16 protein-coding genes are annotated in these 15,454 nt (G+C 71.8%); 6 read left to right on the top strand and 10 right to left on the bottom strand.

The features are described from left to right. Window positions 1-52 precede the first annotated feature (52 nt). Window positions 53-1,651, top strand: coding sequence for an alpha/beta hydrolase (locus tag E6W39_RS02440; protein ID WP_228717919.1), 1,599 nt, complete (start codon window positions 53-55; stop codon window positions 1,649-1,651). A gap of 107 nt (window positions 1,652-1,758) precedes the next feature. On the opposite strand, the gene E6W39_RS02435 is transcribed toward E6W39_RS02440, so the two are convergent. The 7 genes from E6W39_RS02435 to E6W39_RS02405 all read right to left on the bottom strand — a co-directional run bounded on the left by E6W39_RS02435 (window position 1,759) and on the right by E6W39_RS02405 (window position 8,669). Next, the gene (locus E6W39_RS02435; protein ID WP_141632036.1) at window positions 1,759-2,595 is read right to left on the bottom strand and encodes a class II fructose-bisphosphate aldolase; all 837 of its coding nucleotides are present in this window, start codon (window positions 2,593-2,595) and stop codon (window positions 1,759-1,761) included. Then, window positions 2,573-3,508 (bottom strand): 1-phosphofructokinase family hexose kinase, encoded by a 936-nt coding sequence (locus tag E6W39_RS02430; RefSeq protein WP_141632035.1) that lies wholly within the window; start codon window positions 3,506-3,508, stop codon window positions 2,573-2,575. Before E6W39_RS02430 ends, E6W39_RS02435 begins: the two co-directional genes overlap by 23 nt. After that, window positions 3,505-4,476 (bottom strand): ROK family protein, encoded by a 972-nt coding sequence (locus tag E6W39_RS02425; protein ID WP_141632034.1) that lies wholly within the window; start codon window positions 4,474-4,476, stop codon window positions 3,505-3,507. Before E6W39_RS02425 ends, E6W39_RS02430 begins: the two co-directional genes overlap by 4 nt. Continuing rightward, on the bottom strand, window positions 4,469-5,425 hold the full coding sequence (locus E6W39_RS02420; protein WP_141632033.1) for an SIS domain-containing protein: 957 nt from the start codon (window positions 5,423-5,425) through the stop codon (window positions 4,469-4,471). Before E6W39_RS02420 ends, E6W39_RS02425 begins: the two co-directional genes overlap by 8 nt. Window positions 5,426-5,484: 59 nt before the next feature. Further along, window positions 5,485-6,330, bottom strand: a complete 846-nt coding sequence (locus tag E6W39_RS02415) for a carbohydrate ABC transporter permease (protein ID WP_141632032.1) — start codon at window positions 6,328-6,330, stop codon at window positions 5,485-5,487. Continuing rightward, window positions 6,330-7,283 carry a carbohydrate ABC transporter permease gene (locus tag E6W39_RS02410; RefSeq protein WP_141632031.1) on the bottom strand — a complete coding sequence of 318 codons (954 nt, stop codon included), beginning with the start codon at window positions 7,281-7,283 and terminating at the stop codon, window positions 6,330-6,332. Before E6W39_RS02410 ends, E6W39_RS02415 begins: the two co-directional genes overlap by 1 nt. A 117-nt stretch (window positions 7,284-7,400) precedes the next feature. Continuing rightward, on the bottom strand, window positions 7,401-8,669 hold the full coding sequence (locus tag E6W39_RS02405) for an extracellular solute-binding protein (RefSeq protein WP_141632030.1): 1,269 nt from the start codon (window positions 8,667-8,669) through the stop codon (window positions 7,401-7,403). A gap of 613 nt (window positions 8,670-9,282) precedes the next feature. Here E6W39_RS02405 and E6W39_RS02400 point away from each other — a divergent pair. Both E6W39_RS02400 and E6W39_RS02395 read left to right on the top strand, forming a co-directional pair. Next, window positions 9,283-11,304, top strand: coding sequence for an alpha-galactosidase (locus E6W39_RS02400; RefSeq protein ID WP_141632029.1), 2,022 nt, complete (start codon window positions 9,283-9,285; stop codon window positions 11,302-11,304). Between the two features lie 134 nt (window positions 11,305-11,438). Next, window positions 11,439-12,197 (top strand): DeoR/GlpR family DNA-binding transcription regulator, encoded by a 759-nt coding sequence (locus E6W39_RS02395; protein WP_141632028.1) that lies wholly within the window; start codon window positions 11,439-11,441, stop codon window positions 12,195-12,197. A gap of 100 nt (window positions 12,198-12,297) precedes the next feature. Here E6W39_RS02395 and E6W39_RS02390 read toward each other — a convergent pair whose 3' ends face one another. Then, on the bottom strand, window positions 12,298-12,966 hold the full coding sequence (locus tag E6W39_RS02390; protein WP_141632027.1) for a DUF3592 domain-containing protein: 669 nt from the start codon (window positions 12,964-12,966) through the stop codon (window positions 12,298-12,300). Window positions 12,967-13,012: 46 nt separating this feature from the next. On the opposite strand from E6W39_RS02390, the gene E6W39_RS02385 reads away from it, so the two are divergent. Together E6W39_RS02385 and E6W39_RS02380 are read left to right on the top strand one after the other, a co-directional pair. Next, the gene (locus E6W39_RS02385) at window positions 13,013-13,330 is read left to right on the top strand and encodes an amidohydrolase (RefSeq protein ID WP_228717918.1); all 318 of its coding nucleotides are present in this window, start codon (window positions 13,013-13,015) and stop codon (window positions 13,328-13,330) included. Then, a complete protein-coding gene (locus E6W39_RS02380) occupies window positions 13,327-13,746 on the top strand; it encodes a pyridoxamine 5'-phosphate oxidase family protein (RefSeq protein WP_141632026.1) in 420 nt (139 codons plus the stop codon). Before E6W39_RS02385 ends, E6W39_RS02380 begins: the two co-directional genes overlap by 4 nt. 12 nt (window positions 13,747-13,758) lie before the next feature. Here E6W39_RS02380 and E6W39_RS02375 read toward each other — a convergent pair whose 3' ends face one another. Beyond that, window positions 13,759-14,082 (bottom strand): hypothetical protein, encoded by a 324-nt coding sequence (locus E6W39_RS02375; RefSeq protein ID WP_141632025.1) that lies wholly within the window; start codon window positions 14,080-14,082, stop codon window positions 13,759-13,761. A 75-nt stretch (window positions 14,083-14,157) separates the two neighbouring features. On the opposite strand from E6W39_RS02375, the gene E6W39_RS42605 reads away from it, so the two are divergent. Continuing rightward, window positions 14,158-14,508, top strand: coding sequence for a mycothiol transferase (locus E6W39_RS42605; protein WP_141632024.1), 351 nt, complete (start codon window positions 14,158-14,160; stop codon window positions 14,506-14,508). 28 nt (window positions 14,509-14,536) lie between these two features. Here E6W39_RS42605 and E6W39_RS02365 read toward each other — a convergent pair whose 3' ends face one another. After that, the gene (locus E6W39_RS02365) at window positions 14,537-15,274 is read right to left on the bottom strand and encodes a hypothetical protein (protein ID WP_141632023.1); all 738 of its coding nucleotides are present in this window, start codon (window positions 15,272-15,274) and stop codon (window positions 14,537-14,539) included. Window positions 15,275-15,454 lie beyond the last annotated feature (180 nt).

Genomic DNA, 15,454 nt, shown 5'->3' with positions numbered 1-15,454 from the left:
TGAAGCGGGACGGAGCAAAGCGGTGCGAGGACATGAGCGGACGAACCGATCGGTGGGCCGTGGCACGGTCGCCCTGGTCCTGGCATCACTGACCGCCGCCCTTGTCGGTTGCGGCCCGAACACCCCCGACCACGCGCTCGGCCCCGGCGCCCAGGCGTCGCCACCGGCCGCGACCGAGCCGGCCGTCCAGCCCGCCCTGCGCGCCTTCTACCAGCAGCACCCGGTCTGGACCGCCTGCGGCGAGCTGCAGTGCGCCACGCTGACCGTCCCGATGGACTACGCGCAGCCGCAGGACGGGCGGACCTTCACCCTCCCGCTGATCAGGGCTGCCGCGACCGACCCGGCCAAGCGCATCGGATCGCTGGTCTTCGACCCGGGAGGCCCGGGCGCCTCCGGGGTGGCCACGCTGAAGGAGGGCGGCCTGGACTCCTTCGGCAAGGAGGCCAGGGCGCACTTCGACATCGTCGGTTTCGACCCGCGCGGCGTCGCGGGCAGCAAGCCCGCCGTGGACTGCACCGCCCAGGACGACACAACCGACCAAGGTCCCGGCGGCGCCGAGGCGACGCAGCCGCTCTATCCCCGCACCGACGCCGAACGCCAGGCCGCCCTCGCGGACGCCGACCGGAGCGTGGCGGCCTGCCGCGCGCACAGCGGCGACCTCCTGCCGCACGTCGGGACGCTGGACGCGGCCCGCGACCTGGACGTGCTGCGCGCGGTCCTCGGTGACGAGAAGCTGAGCTACCTCGGCTGGTCCTACGGCACCTACCTGGGCACCGTCTACGCCGAGCAGTTCCGGCACCGGGTGCGCGCCCTGGTGCTCGACGGCGCCATCGACCCCGCACGCGACTGGTCCGAGCAGGCGCTCAGCGGTGGACGGGCGTTCCGCAAGGCGGTGGACGACTACGCGCAGAAATGCGCCTCGGTGGTCGGCAAGTCCTGCCCGGCCGCCACACCGGACGGAATCCGCAAGCTCATCGCCGATCTCTACGCCAAGACGGCCCGCCACCCGCTGCGCATCAAGGGCAGCACGGACCGGCTCGACGAGAACGCGCTGCACACGGCCGTCACCATGTCGATGTACGCGCCCGAGTCCCAGTGGCAGGCGCTCTCCGAGGGCCTGAGCACAGCAGCAAGCTCCGGTGACGGCACCGCGCTGGCCGCGATCGCCAAGCAGAGCGGGTCCCTCCAGGACGACAGCTCGGGCGCCGATGGCGCCGGTACCGCCGACGCCCCACCGCGCGACAACAGCGGCGACATCCTGACCGCCGTCAACTGCCTCGACTCGCCGCACCCGACGGACCCTCAGGTGTACTGGCAGCTGCTCGACCGCGCCTACCAGGACTCGGGTGTCTTCGGCGCATCCAGCGTGCTCGCCGAACTGGGCTGCCGGAACTGGCCCACCGGGCCCCAGCACCCGCACCGGGTGAAGGCCGATGGCCTGCCGCCGGTCCTGGTGGTGGGCACCACCGGAGACGCGGCGACCCCGTACGAGGACGCGAAGAGCCTCGCTTCCCAGCTGCCCGGCGGCATGCTGCTCACCTTCAACGGCCTTGGCCACACCGCCTATGGGCGAAGCAACAGCTGCGTCACCGACGCGGTGGACGGCTACCTCGTCGCCCTCAAGCCCGTCCAGCCCGGCGCCGGCTGCTGACCGAACGCGCGCTGACGAAGCGTCAGTGATCCAGGACGCCCGACCCGGCGGCCGCGAGGCGGCTGGGCCGGGTCGCTTGCCTGGTTCGGGCTCGCAGTTCGGGTGCGTCAGATTGTGGAAAGGACCCGCAGCAACCGCGCCACCTCCGCCGCGACGGCGTCGCGGGCGGGGCCGAGGTACTTGCGGGTGTCGGCGACCTCGGCATGTGTGTCGAGGTACGCGCGGACGGTCTGGGTGAACGTCTTGTTCAGGTGGGTGGAGATGTTGACCTTCGTCATGCCCGCCCGGACGGCCTCGGCGAGGTCGATGTCGCTGACGCCGGAGGAGCCGTGCAGCACGAGCGGCACGGGCACGGCCTCGCGCAGGCGGGAGATGAGAGCGAAGTCGAGGACGGCGTCGCGGGTGAGCATGGTGTGGGAGCTGCCCACGGCAACGGCGAGGGCGTCCACGCCGGTCGCGGCGACGAACTCCGCGGCCTCGGCCGGGTCGGTGCGCACACCGGGGGCGTGGGCGCCGTCCTTGCCGCCGACCTCGCCGAGTTCGGCCTCGACCCAGACGCCCCTGCTGCGGCAGTGCGCGGCGATCTCCCGGGTGGCGGCGACGTTCTCCGCGTAGGGGAGCTTGGCGGCGTCGAACATGACCGAGGTGAAGCCGAGTTCGACGGCCTCGCGTACGAGGTCGACCGATTCGGCATGGTCGAGGTGGACGGCCACGGGGACGCTCGCGGCCCGGGCAGTGGCGAGCGAGGCGAGCGCGATCGGTTCGAGGGCGCCGTGGTAGCGGGCGGTGTTCTCGCTGATCTGGAGGATCACCGGGCGCCCGGCCGCCTCGGCGCCGGCCACGATGGCCTGCGCGTGCTCGAGCTGGACGACGTTGAACGCGCCTACGCCCACCGTGCTTTCGGCGGCGGCTCGGGCTATCTCATCGGTCGGGGTGAGCGTCATGGATCTCCTCCACGGGAACGGTGGTGCGCAGGCGGTGGTAGGTCTCGGCGTCGAAGTCGCCGGCGACGGGACAGGGGACGGCGGCAGCCGAGAGCGCCACGGCCTCGCGCAGGGTGTCGGGCCACGGCGCGCCGGCCGCGAGCCCGGCGGCGAGGGCGGCGACGCACGCATCGCCCGCTCCGGTCGGGTTGCCGCTGAGCTGCTCGGGGGGTGTGGCCCGCCAACTGCCCTGCGCGGTCAGGGCGTGCAGCCCGTCCGGGCCGCGGGAGGCCACCACCGCGCGGGCGCCCAGGGCACGTAGTTCGGCGGCCGCGGCCGCGATGTCCTGGCAGCCGGTGACCGCGGCGAGTTCGGCGGCGTTGGGCTTGACCACGTCGGGCCCGGCGCTCAGCGCGGCCAGCAGCGCCGGGCCGCTGGTGTCCAGGACGGTAGCGGCTCCTGCCGCCGCGGCCACCGCGATGAGCTGCGCGTACGCGTCGGGCGGCAGGCCGGGAGGGAGGCTGCCGGAGAGCACGACAACGTCGGCGAAGCGGACCAGTCGTGCGTAGCGGGTGCCGAAGTCCGTCCAGTCGGCCGGTTGAACGACCGGCCCGGTCTGGTTGAAGACGGTGGCGTCGCCGTCCTCGCGGGAGACGATGGTGACGGTTCGCCGGGAGTCGCCCGCGATGGGAACCAGTTCGTCGCGCAGTCCGGCCTCGTGCAGTTCGGCGCGCAGCGCGGTGCCCGTCGTGCCGCCCGCGAGCCCGGTCACCGTCGTCGGTCGGCCCAGGGCGTTGAGCACCCGGGAGACGTTGATGCCCTTGCCGCCGGCGCGTTCGTGGATGTCGTCGACGCGGTGTGAGCTGTGGGGGACCAGGCGGTCGACGAAGTAGGTGACGTCCAGGGCCGCGTTGAGGGTGACGGTGAGAATCACGGTGTCCGACTTCCCGTCAACTCGAAGGTCACTGCGGCGTCGCTGACCGCGCGCCAGGCGTGGAGTCCGGCGCCCAGGCAGCCGGCCTCGTCGCCCAGCGCCGCGCCCACCACGCACGGAGTGCGTTGGAAGGTCAGCCGCGCAAAGAGCGCGGCGCGGACCGGCGTGAGGAGGAGTTCGCGGGCCTGCGCGAGGCCGCCGCCGAGCACGATCAGTTCGGTGCCGAGCAGCGTGCCGGCGGTCGCCAGGGCCGTGCCGAGCGCCTCGGCCGCACGCTGCCAGACCGCTTGGGCGTCCGGATCGCCCTGCGTGAGCAGGGCAGCGACCTGGTCGGAGCCTTCGACGGCCCGCCCGGTGCGCGCGCTGAAGGCGGCGGCGACGGCTGTCGCGGAAGCCACCGTCTCCAGGCAGCCGCGGCCGCCGCAGCCGCACGGCGCGCCGTCGGCCTCGACCACCAGGTGGCCGAGTTCGCCCGCGTAGCCGCCGGCCCGCAGCGGGCGGCCGTCGCTGATGACGGCGGCGGCGATGCCGGTGCCGATGGCCACGAAGAGGACGTCGCGCGCGCCGCGCGCGGCTCCGAGGACGGCTTCGGCATACCCGCCGGCCCGGACGTCGTGGCCCAGGGCCACGGGCAGTCCGGTGCGCTGTTCGAGGAGGTCGGCGAGCGGGAGGTCGCGCCAGCCGAGGTTGGCCGAGTAGACGGCGCGGGCGCGGTCCTCGTCGACGATGCCGGGGACGACGACCCCGCTGTGCCGGACCGTCAGTCCGAGTCCGGCCGCCTGCTGGGCGAGCGCGCGCAGCGTGGCGGCGATCTCGTCCACCACCGCGTCCGGGCCGGCGCCCCTGGGGGTCGCCCGGCGCACCGTCTGCAAGGGCCGCAGGCTGCGGTCCAGCAGCGCGCCCTTCATGCCGGTGCCGCCGACGTCCAGGGCGATCACGCAGTCGCCCGGGTCCGGGCCCTCATGCATCGGCGTCGTCCAGCACGACCGACCGGGTGAGGTTCAGCGGCCGGTCGGGGTCGTAGCCGCGAGCCTCGGCGACCGCGACCGCCAGCCGCTGGGCCCGGACCAGGTCGGCCAGCGGGTCCAAGTCCCCAGCGGCGTCCTGCGAGTCGGCGACCAGGATGCCGCCGACCCGCTCGATGTCACCGGCCAGGCCGGGCGGCAGCGAGCCGAACATCCATGCCACGCGCCCGGGCCGGGTGATGCTGATCGGCCCGTGCCGGTACTCCATGGCCGGGTAGGCCTCGGTCCAGGCGCCGGCCGCCTCACGCATCTTCAGCCCCGCTTCCAGGGCCAGCCCGTACGTCCAGCCGCTGCCCAGGAAGGTGATCTGCTCGGCGCCGCACACCTCGGCGGCCAGCGGGGTGCCGATGGCCCGCTCGGCGTCGTCGGCGGCCCGGGCGAGGGTGTGCACGCCGGCCGGCAGCGCGCCCTCGGCCTCCAGGTGGGCGCGGAGCAGGGCGAGCACGGTGGTGGCGAAGCGGGTCTGCACCACCGACTCCTCGTCGGCGAAGTCCAGCACCGCGACGTCATCGGCGGTCGTCATGATCGGGGTGGCCGGGTCGGCGGTGATGGCGGCGGTGCGCACGCCCGCGGCGCGCGCCCGGCCCAGCAGGTCCAGCACCTCGGTTGTGGTGCCGGAGCGGGAGATGGCGAGGATCCGGTCGTAGCCGCCGCGCCCCTGCGGGAACTCCGAGGCGGCGAAGGCGTCCGTGACGCCGTGGCCGCCGCTCTCCCGCAGCACGGCGTAGGCCTGGGCCATGAACCAGGAGGTGCCGCAGCCGATGACCGCGACGCGCTCGCCCCGGCGGGGCAGGGCACAGGCGTGCCGGGTGAGTGAGGAGGCGGCCTGGCGCCAGCAGGCGGGCTGGGAGGCGATCTCGACTGAGGTGCGGGAGGGCGTGGCGGTGGTCATGCGGGGGCTCCTTCGGAGCGGATCGGGCTGGGGCGGGAGTCGGGGCGTCGGCGCGGTGGCTACTTCACCGAGCCGGCGGTCAGTCCGGAGACCACCTGGCGCTCGATGAAGGCGAACAGGACGACCACCGGCAGGATGGCGATGACCGATCCGGCGAAGAGGTAGTTCCACTGGACGGTGTAGTCCCCGATGAAGCTGTTGATGCCGACCGTGAGCGGCTGGCTGCTGGGGACGGTCGAGAGGGTCAGGCCCATCACGAACTCGTTCCAGGCCGAGATGAAGGTGAAGATGACGGCGGTGACCACGCCCGGCATGGCCAGCGGCAGGACCACCCGGCGCAGCACGCTGAGCCGCCCGAGGCCGTCGATCATCGCGGCCTCCTCCAACTCCACCGGGATCGAGGAGATGTAGGCGGTGAGGATCCAGATCGCGAACGCCAGGTTGAAGGCGGCGTTGCACAGGATCAGCGTCCAGACGGAGTTGAGCATGTCGAGCTGGAAGAACTCGCGGTACAGGCCGACCAGCAGCGAGGTGGGCTGGAACATCTGGGTGACCAGGACGAGCAGCAGGAAGTACTTGCGGCCGCGGTACTTGATCCGCGCGGTGTAGTACGCGGCGGGCAGTGCGACCAGCAGGGCCAGCAGCGTGGAGCCGGCCGCCACCAGCAGGGTGACCTGCAGGTTGTCGCCGAGGGTGGAGTCGCGCCAGACGTCGATGAAGTTGGACCAGGCGAAGTGGTGGGGGAGGTAGCCGGGGTCGCGCAGTTCGTCGGCGGGCCGCAGCGCGGTGATCACCATCTCGGCGTACGGCAGCAGGAAGACCCCGGCGAGCAACCAGGCGATGGCGGCGACGACCATCGTGCGCGGCCGCAACCTCGGCTTGATGGAAGCTGCTTGACGGTTCATCAGCTCTCGTCCTCCTTCCAGCGGCTGGCCTTGAGGAAGGCCAGCACCATGACCACGACCAGCGCGAAGTTGACCACCGACATGGCTGCGGACTCGCCGATGTCGGTGTCCTTCAGCTGGTACATGAAGACCGTCGTGGTGGCCGTGGCGCTGCTGGGTCCGCCCTGCGTCATGCCCCAGATGATCGGGAAGGAGTTGAAGACGTTGATCAGGTTGATCACCACGCCGACCAGGAAGGCCGGTCGCAGCAGCGGCAGGGTGATCTTGCGGTAGGTCTGCCAGGTGGACGCGCCGTCGACCCGAGCTGCCTCGTACACCTCGCCGGGGACGGTCTGCAGCCCGGCCAGCAGGGTGTAGGTGGTGAAGGGCAGCGAGACGAAGACGGCGACGAACATCATCCACGGCCAGGCGGTGGAGGGCTTGCCGAGCCAGTCCTGGGGACCGCTGATCAGGCCGAGGTCGGTCATCGCGGTGTTGAGCACACCGGCCGTCTGGTTGAGCATCCACTTGAAGCCGATGGCGGTCATCAGGACGGAGGCCGCCCAGGGGGCGATCAGCGCCCAGCGGGTCAGCCGACGGCCCGGGAACTGCTGGTTGAACAGCTGCGCCAGGGCCAGCGAGAGCACCATCGTCAGCCCGACGACGGTGACGGTCCAGATGACCGTGGAGACCAGGACATGGCCGAGGTCGGACTCGGCGAAGAGCTTGCGGTACTTGTCCAGGCCGGCTGAGCCGCGGACGAACCCGCTGCTGCTGATCCGCAGGAACGAGGTGTGGACCATCTCGTAGACGGGCCACAGGACGACCAGCAGGATCAGCAGGACCGCCGGGGCGATCCAGGGCAGCGGGCCCAGCCTGTCGAGGCCCGAGCGCCGCGGCTTCGACGCTGCCCGGCGGGGCGGTTCACCCCGGCTCGGCCCGGGGGCCTTGGGGGCGGTGGAGGCGAGGGACACGGGTGGTGCCTTCCGTGTGTGTGCGGCAGTGCCTGCCGCACGGCTTTCGGCGTGCGGTGCGCGGCGGGTGGGGGAGCGGCAGTCCGGCGCCCGCGCTCCCCCACCCGCGTCCGGGGGCTACTTGTTGGCGACGGCGTCCTGGGCCTTCTTCTGCAGGTCGCCCAGCACCTTGGCCGGGTCGCCGCTGACGGCGGTGCCGATGCTCTGCTTCATCTGGGCCGAGACGGTGTCCCAGGTGGTGTCGCCCAGCGGGTAGAAGGCGGCCTGCGGCAGCAGTGCGAAGAACGGTGCCAGGTCCTGGTGCTTGCCGCTGGTGGTCATCGCCTGCAGGGTGTCCTGGGTGACCGGCATCAGGTTGTAGGTCTCGTCGAACTTCAGCGTGTTCTGCTCGGAGTACGCGAAGTCCAGGAACTTCTTGATCTGGTCCTTGTGGCCGTTCTTCTTGAAGGCCATCATCCAGTCGGCCACGCCCAGGGTGGACTTGAGCGCACCGGTCTTGCCGGGGATCGGCGCCACGCCGTAGTCGACCTTGCCGTCGGTGGCCATCTGGATCAGCGAGGGGTGGCCGTTGAGCATGGCCGCCTTGCCGGCGGCGAAGTCGGCGAAGGCGGTCTTGCGGTCGGTGGTGGCGGGGTTGGCGTAGGTCAGGCCGGGGCCGACCAGGTTGCTCTTCAGCCAGCTGAAGGTGTCGATGTCGGCCTGGCTGTTGAGGGCGTAGTGACCGGAACCGTCGGTGGGGCCGCCGCCGTTGCCGAGCTCCCAGATCATGCTCTCGCCCTGCGCCTCCTCGGGGCCGAGCGGCAGCGCGTAGGGGGTGACGCCGGGGACCTTCGCCTTGATCAGCGCGGCGTCGTTCTTGACGTCGTCCCAGGTCTGCGGCGGGGTGGTGATGCCGGCCTGGGCGAAGATCGTCTTGTTGTAGAAGAAGGCGCGCGCCGAGGAGACGAACGGGATGCCGTACTGGGTGCCGTCGACCTGGCCGGCCTTGGCGAAGCTGGGGATCAGGTTGCTCGCGGTGGAGGCGGACAGGACGTCGGGGGTGGCGTAGAGCAGGTTGTCGGCGACCTTGTCGGCATAGCCGCCGGTCTGCAGGACGTCCGGCATGTTGCCGCTCTGGATCATCGTCTTGACCTGCTTGTCGATGTCGTTCCAGTTGATCACCTGAACGTCGACCTTGATGTTCGGGTTGGCGGCCTCGAAGTCCTTGACGACGCCGTTCCAGTACAGCGTCGAGCTGTTGGACGCCTTGTCGCCGTAGTCGGCCGCGACGAGCTTGAGGGTCACCGGGCCGTTCGCGGTGCCGCCGCTGCTGCCGCTGCCGCAGGCCGTGAGTGCGAGAGCGCCGATCGCACAGACCGCCGAGAGACCAAGTACGCGCTTGTTCACTGAAGTTACCGCCTTCGTGCCTGCGGACCCGCGCCGTGATCGGGTACCACTCGTGAGGGTTTGAGAGCCGGCAGTCGCCCTCGGGAACACCGTCCTGGGGGTAGCCGTGTCGATGGCTGCCGTGCCCGCACGCCGACTCGCCCGACCGGCCAGGTGCTCTGCGTGAACTCGGAGACCAACTGCGCAATCTTGCACAAAGTCCTGAGAGTTCGAGCAGTTCCGAAAGCCCTTGCCGTCCGCGAAGTATTCACGAGGCGGGCTGCCAGGTCCAGATGTCGTTACGGGACCGTTGCGATGAACCGCGATCGACGCCCGGCTGACCTGCTGCGGCCGAGGGCGTCCGTCGCTCCTCGGGTGCTCGCCACCCAGTGCAGACGGAGCGTCAGGGCGGCCGGTGGCATCGCGTGACGAGGCGTCGCACCCGACTGGCCCTCTGCGCGTTCCTGTTGACGCGGTCCTTCTAGTGCGCAGATTATGTCACCCACTCGTCAGGCGTCCCTGTCCATGACAGGACCCTTCGGCTCAATGCGCCGACAGCCCATGACGAGCCGTCGCCGACCGCGGCCCGGCAGTGCCGCTCGGCAACCACCCTCGCCCCAAGGAGCCCACCCCCGTGGCAATCCGAACGCTCCGCAGACCCTTGCTCGCCGCGCTGACCGTGGCACTGATCCCGGCCGGCTGCCTCCTCGGCACCGGCACCGCGACCGCCAACGACGGCGTCAGCCAGCCGGCCGCGAACTTCTCCTCCGCAGCGACGCCGAACACCCCGATCGCGCCGGTCCCGCCGATGGGCTTCAACAACTGGGCGCGCGCCACCTGCACGCCGCAGGCCCCGCTATGGGGGTCCCCCCAGCCGGAGGCTGGGGGAAGGTCGAACCCGCTGAACTACTCGTTCCAGCAGTACATGGAGGACAACGCCAAGGGCCTGTCCGACGCGGGGCTGATCGGCGCCGGCTACAAGACGGTCACCGTCGACGACTGCTGGATGTACCGCAACAGCTCCGGCTACCTGCACGGCGCGCTCAACTGGGGCGGCGCCACCGACGTCCGCGACACCACCCGGCAGCCTGGCTTCGACTACGAGCTGAGCGGTTACGGCGCCTACCTGCACGGCCTCGGCGCCAAGTTCGGCATCTACGAGACCTCCGGCACGCACACCTGCAGCACCGCCGCGCCGACCGCGCCCAACCTGCCCAACGGCAGCGAGTACTACGAGCAGAACGACGCGAACTCCTTCGTCTCCTGGGGGGTCGACGAGCTCAAGTACGACAACTGCGGGCAACAGGAGCCGATGCAGACGCTCGACGCCCGGATGTCGGGCGACCTGAACACCGCCGTCACCAACGCGAACAACGCCGGCACCCCGACGCCGAACGTCATGTTCAACATCTCCGCGCCGGCCGCCTACGGCAACGGCTCGGAGAAGTTCGCCTCGCTGAACTCGGTGCGCGGGCTGGGCCAGTTGTGGCGGGTCGGCCCGGACATCTGGAACTACGGCGACGGCAAGGACCCGTGGAACCAGGCGCTGCCCAGCGGTGGCTACAACTTCGGCGCCTACCAGAGCTTCGACAACACCCTGGAGCTCAGCCGCTACCAGGGCCCGGGCAACTGGAACGACGCCGACATGCTCCTGATCGGCGACAACGGCATGACCACCGCCGAGGAGCGCAGCCAGATGGCGCTCTTCTCCTCGCTGGCCGCCCCGCTGGTGATCTCCACCGACGCCCGCAAGTTCGAGCCCGCCTACATCGCCGCCCACCCGAGCGAGGCCGCGCACCTGAAGGCCTCCGTGGCGATCCTGGGCAACCCCGAGGTCATCGCGGTCGACCAGGACCCGCTGGGCGCCGGCGGCTACCGGGTGTCCGGCGGCGGGGCGAACGCCGACGGCTCGCCGGCCGCGACCAGCGGCATCGACGTCGTCGTCAAGCCGCTCGCCGACGGCAGCCGGGCAGTCGTGGTGCTCAACAAGGGCGCGACGTCCGCCAACTACACGCTCTCCCTGTCGAGCCTCGGCCTGGTGGGCGCCGGCTGCGGCTACGACGTGCGCGACCTGTGGGCGCACAGCAGCAGCAGCTCGACCGGCAGCGTGCCGCTCACCATCGGCTCGCACGACAATGCGATGCTGAAGGTCACCCCGCACAACGGCTGCGGCACCGTCACCCCGCGCGGCCAGATCACCGCCTCGCGCGACGACTGGGGCAAGGCCTCGCTCTGCCTGGACAACTACCGCTCCGGCACCGGCACCGACAACCCGGTCGACGTCTACAACTGCACCGGCGGCTCCAACCAGCAGTGGCAGCTGGGCACCGACGGCTCCGTCCAGCTCCGGCAGAACGGCACCTCCAACCTCTGCCTCACCGCGCAGAGCGGCACCACCACCGGAGCGATCAACGGAAAGTCCGGCCAGTGGGTCGGCGTCGCACCCTGCGGCTCCGCCCCCGGCCGGCAGACCTGGACCTACAACCGGGACGGCAACCTGAAGCTCGCCGGCACCAGCCAGTGCCTCGACGTCTACAGCGGCACCACCACCGCGCCCGGCACCCCGGTCGACCTCTACGACTGCGGCGCCGCACCGAGCGCCATCCAGACCAACCAGACCTGGGCCGCCCCCTTCAGCACCCCGCCCGCCTCCTGACCTGACAACGATCTGACACTCCGGGTGGGAGGTCTGCGGTGCCGCACAGGGCCGCAGACCTCCCACCCGGCCCACCCGCAGGGCCGAAGCGGACCGCGACCGGCACCGCGCCTACCTGGAGCTACACTCCCGACATGCTCAAAGCTGATCGAACCACGCGCATTCTTGACTACATCGTCAAGGAAGGCAGCGCGGATGTGCACGTCCTCACCGAACTGCTCAGCGTGTCCGAGGCGACCGTCCGTCGAGATCTGCAGAGCTTGCACGAGCAGGGACTGCTGCACCGCACCCGTGGTGGCGCGATGACCGGTGCGGTCAACCTGGAGCTGCCGCTGCGTCACCGGGCCGGTCGGCAGCAGGAGGAGAAGCGGCGGATCGCCCTCGCCGCCGCCGCGCTGGTCCCGGACGGGGCCGTGGTCGGCATGACGGGCGGCACCACGGTCACCGAGATCGCCCATGCGCTGGCCGAGCGCAGCGGGATCACCATCGTCACCAACGCGGTCAACATCGCGGCCGACCTGATCGTCCGGCCCGACATCCGGCTGGTGGTCGTCGGCGGAAACGCCCGCACGGCCAGCTACGAACTCGTCGGACCGGCGGCGGAGCGGATGCTGGACCAGTACCACCTGGACATCGCCTTCATCGGCGTGGACGGCCTGACCGCGAGCGAGGGCTGCACCACGCACGACGAGATGGAGGCCCACACGGACCGGGCCTTCCTGCGCAGCAGCGCCCGCTCGGTGGTCGTCGCGGACAACACCAAGATCGGCCGGGTGACCTTCGCCACGATCTGCCCGCTCGACAAGATCGACGACTTGGTCACCGACGACGTCCTCGACGAGGCGCAGGAGAAGGCCATCACCGCCCGCGGCGTGCGGGTGCTGCGCGCCTGACCTTCCGGAAGGCGCGTCGGTGGCCGGTCGGCCGGGGCGCCGCGCGGCTCAACCGCGTGACATGCCCCGCCGGAACGCCCAACCTCGCAGTCGGGCCGCGTCACCACCGGTCCAGGTCGGGTTCGTTGGCCCACCCCGCCAGGGCGGCGGCCGGCGTGCCCACGGCGCCGACGGCTACGCCGATCCACAGCGCCCAGTAGCCGCGGGTGACTTGGGCCGGGTGACCGGGGTGGGCCGGGTCGATGCGGACGGTGACGCGGTGTCCGTCCGGCCAGGCCTGGGCCGCTGCGTCCCGGGAGCTGTAGGCGCGTCCGTCGACCAGCCAGTGGTAGGTGCACAGGTTGCCGTCCCCACCGTCCACGCAGTGCGAGAGCGTTGCCGTGACCTTGAGGGTGGCGTGTCGGTCGAGCGCGCGGGCGTACCAGAAGTAGCTCCAGCTGAACGCGAAGGTCGCGGCGAAGACCCAGATGAGGACGGCGCAGAGGAGCGAGCCGAACAGGTCGCCGTGCCGCCGGGCAGGCCGGCAGGACCCGAGGGCGGTGCGGAGCAGCCCGGCGAGCACGCCGACCGCGCCGGCCCCCGCGGCCGTGGTCCAGGCGCCGTGAGCCACGGGCGTGCCCCGGCCGGCGAACGCCGCCACGGCCAGCGCCACGACCACCACGCCGGTCCCGGTGTGCATGGCGGCGCGGGCGGCGACCCGCACCGCCTCCGCGCGGGGCCGGGATCGGCGGCCGGGGGAGTGGGGACGTTGGTCCTGAATCGTCGTCACGGGCCGAGCCTGGCAGCGGCTCTGCCAACGGACCAGCAGGTGCTGCTTGCCCCCGGGGTCAGCTGCGCTTTCGACAGGCGCTGCTGATGGCCCGCCACCCGACCTGGAGCAGCCCGGCCGGCCAGTCCGCTTCGGCACGGCCGCCCATGACCCCGAGACCCTGCGCCTGCTGCGCGCCCACGCCTCCCCGGACCGGATCGTCTGCGGCAGCGACTACCCGTTCGACATGGCGCAGCCGGACCCGGTCCGGTTCCCGCTGGACAACGGCATGGACGCCGCCGTGCTGGAGGCCAACGGCCGCGCCTTCCTGGGGGCGGTGCCCGAGGGCCCGCTGCGTGCGCGGCTGGCTAGGGTGAGGGCATGAACGCCCCTGCACTGTCTCCCGAGTTCCTGGCCTTCTGGGTCGAGCGCCACATCTGCACGCTGACCACGCTGCGGCCGGACGGCACCCCGCACGTGGTTCCGGTGGGTGCCACCTTCGACCCGGAGACGGGGATCGCCCGGGTGATCACCAGCGCGGGCAGCCGCAAGGCGCGCAATGTGGCGGCAGCCGGCCCGGACGGCGCCCGGGTCGCGCTCTGCCAGGTGGACGGCGGGCGGTGGGCCACCCTGGAGGGGCGGGCCGTGCTGCGCACCGAGCCGGCCGAGGTGGCCGACGCGGAGGAGCGATACGCCCGCCGCTACCGCACGCCGCGACCGAACCCCGAGCGGGTGGTGATCGAGATCCGCGTGACCCGCACCCTCGGGCGCGGCGTCAGCCCGCGTCCGGCCGATAGCTGACCTGACCGTCCGTCAGCACCCGGCGGTGGCCCGGCGCAGCGCCTGCAACGCGGCCGGCTCGATCCCCAGCACCCGGGCGCGGAGCAGCACCGGGTGCGCCCGCAGGGCGGCGCCGGCCCGCTCGTACTCCGCCCACAGGCGGTCGAACTCCCGCTGCTCCGCCGCCGCCCAGGTGCAGCGCTGGACCGCCTGGTGCGGCGCGGGGAAGGCGGCCCGGCGGCGATCGCGCACGGCCAGCGCATAGTCGCCCACCGCCCGGTCGGCGCACAGCAGTTGCTGCTGCAGGGCGATCAGGTCGTCGGGTAGGGAGAGCGGCAGGGCGGTCGCGGTGAGCACGGATCAGACGCTAGGCGGCGGGTGTGACAACCGGGAGTCGGGGCGTTGTCAGTGGCACGTGTCACACTCGCGGACATGAACGGGATCCCCGTCGAGAACCTCTCGCCCCGCTGGAGCGGGGGTCCGGACACCCGCGAGCCGCTGCCCAGGGTGGGTGGTGAGCGGGAGTTGCCGACCGCGTTCCTGGACTTCGACTTCGGCGGCGCGGAGTTCGCCGCCGATCTGGCCGTCTGGCGCGCCGAGTGCGAGCGGTCCCGGGCCGTCGTGGCCGCCGCCCGGTCGCTGGACGAATTGGCCGCGGCCCCGATGACCGGCGAGCCGGTCACACTGCGCTGGATCCTGATCAACACGGTCGCGGAGTACGCCCGGCACAACGGCCACGCCGACCTGCTGCGGGAGCGGCCGGACGGCGCGACCGGTTTCTGAGGCGGGGCCCGGATTACCGGCCCCAGGCTTACAGTCCGGCGGCGAAGGCGTAGCTGTTGGGGACGTTGACCTGGGAGTTCTCCGCCGCGGTGCCGTAGACCAGGGCGATCTCGTCGTGGGCGTGCAGCACGATCGCGGCCGGGTCGCCGGAGACCGCCTTGCCGTTCACATACGCGGTGAGGGCGTGGGTCTGGTCGGTGGTGGAGCCGCCGATGTGGTCGGCGGACATGGAGACCTGCCACTCGGTCATGAACTGGCCCAGGGTGAAGTCGGTCTGCACCGGGGACTCGATGTGGATCACGCCGCTGGTGTCGTGGGTGTGCAGCGGGCTGATCTGCTGGGCGCTCTCGTCGATGCCGAGCAGTGCCGGTACGGTGACCTGCTTGCCGTCGACGTAGACGTCCAGGTGGGTGTGGATGTGCTCGGCGGTGCCCTCGCTGCTCAGCATCGGCAGGCCGGCGGCGGCCACCGCGGCGCTCGCGTCGGCCGGTGCGTTCCAGGGGGCCGCGCTGGTCCGCCCGTCGGCGGTGGTGCGCGGATGCGCGGGCATCGCGGCGGCCGTGCTGCCGTGCGAGCCGGAGCTCTGGGAGGCCACCGCGGCGCCGACCCCACCGAGCACGGCGAGGGCCAGCGCGCCGACGGCCGAGCGGACCAGCAGGCGGCGCCGGCGCTCGGCCTTCAGCTCGGCCTGCCGGGCGGCGGCCGCCTTGGCCCGGCGGTCGGCTATCCGGTCGGCGGGCTGCTTGTCGCGGGGCTGCTTGGCCATCTCGATCCTGTTCCTCGGCTTCCTCGGTGGTGACGTCGGAGGTGGACGCCAGGGCTGGTTCGAATTTGAACCTCAATCGAGAGTAACCGGTGAAGTGATTGTGATCAAAAAGTGAGAATCACACTTGCCCTTACCAGAATGCCAGGTCCGAAATCCGCCGGTGCCGGCCCTCGGAGGGCG

It is taken from the genome of Kitasatospora acidiphila, assembly GCF_006636205.1.
GTDB classification, from domain to species: domain Bacteria; phylum Actinomycetota; class Actinomycetes; order Streptomycetales; family Streptomycetaceae; genus Kitasatospora; species Kitasatospora acidiphila.
The sequence above is the reverse complement of the archived record's forward strand: the minus strand, read 5'-3'. Positions and strand labels throughout refer to the sequence as shown.

What these genes read in the sequence shown, in the direction of transcription:
- E6W39_RS02435 (WP_141632036.1), bottom strand. Translation starts at nt 2,595, where the DNA reads ATGACGCTCACCCCGACCGATGAGATAGCCCGAGCCGCCGCCGAAAGC.
- E6W39_RS02425 (WP_141632034.1), bottom strand. Translation starts at nt 4,476, where the DNA reads ATGCATGAGGGCCCGGACCCGGGCGACTGCGTGATCGCCCTGGACGTC.
- E6W39_RS02420 (WP_141632033.1), bottom strand. Translation starts at nt 5,425, where the DNA reads ATGACCACCGCCACGCCCTCCCGCACCTCAGTCGAGATCGCCTCCCAG.
- E6W39_RS02415 (WP_141632032.1), bottom strand. Translation starts at nt 6,330, where the DNA reads ATGAACCGTCAAGCAGCTTCCATCAAGCCGAGGTTGCGGCCGCGCACG.
- E6W39_RS02395 (WP_141632028.1), top strand. Translation starts at nt 11,439, where the DNA reads ATGCTCAAAGCTGATCGAACCACGCGCATTCTTGACTACATCGTCAAG.
- E6W39_RS02380 (WP_141632026.1), top strand. Translation starts at nt 13,327, where the DNA reads ATGAACGCCCCTGCACTGTCTCCCGAGTTCCTGGCCTTCTGGGTCGAG.
- E6W39_RS42605 (WP_141632024.1), top strand. Translation starts at nt 14,158, where the DNA reads ATGAACGGGATCCCCGTCGAGAACCTCTCGCCCCGCTGGAGCGGGGGT.
- E6W39_RS02365 (WP_141632023.1), bottom strand. Translation starts at nt 15,274, where the DNA reads ATGGCCAAGCAGCCCCGCGACAAGCAGCCCGCCGACCGGATAGCCGAC.